This window comes from Deinococcus roseus, from assembly GCF_014646895.1.
Lineage (GTDB): Bacteria > Deinococcota > Deinococci > Deinococcales > Deinococcaceae > Deinococcus_C > Deinococcus_C roseus.
Genome location: NZ_BMOD01000094.1, coordinates 1 through 597, shown reverse-complemented (window position 1 = coordinate 597; position 597 = coordinate 1). Strand labels below are relative to the sequence as shown.

The 597-nt window shown below is 60.8% G+C and carries 1 pseudogene; it reads right to left on the bottom strand.

The window, feature by feature from the left end:
• A pseudogene (locus IEY52_RS26530) lies at positions 1-597 on the bottom strand (ATP-dependent zinc metalloprotease FtsH); the annotation flags it as partial.

Sequence of the window (597 nt, the reverse complement as noted above, 5' to 3'; positions counted from 1 at the left end):
GTCCTGGTAAGCGCCGAGGTAGGTTTCGTTCTCCACCTGGTGGGCAATCTTGCCGAGCAAGGGGCTCATCCCCCATTCGGTCACCATCTTGCGCGCAATGTTCGTCGCCTTCTGGAAGTCACTGGATGCCCCCGTGGTGATCTCCCCGAAGATGATCTCCTCCGCCACCTGTCCTGCCAGTGCCACCGCGATCATGTCCTCCAGCACTCCCTGCGAGTAGTGCATCCGGTCTTCAGGCATCGGCATCATGTACCCCGCTGCCCGGCCCCGGGGCACAATCGTCAGTTTGTGCACCCGGTCTGCATTGGGCAGTTTCTCCGCAGCCAGCGCGTGTCCCACTTCGTGGTACGCCGTCACCTTCTTGTCCCGATCCGAAATGACCCGGGATTTTCTTGCGGGTCCCATCACCACGCGGTCTGCTGCCTCATCGATGTCCTTCATGTTGATTCTCTTGCGTCCCGCACGCGCCGTGATCAACGCTGCCTCATTCAGCAGGTTCTCCAGGTCTGCGCCCACCATGCCAGGGGTGCGGGTGGCCACCACATGCAAATCCACATTCGGGTCCAGCGGTTTCTTTCTGGCGTGAATGCGCAGGAT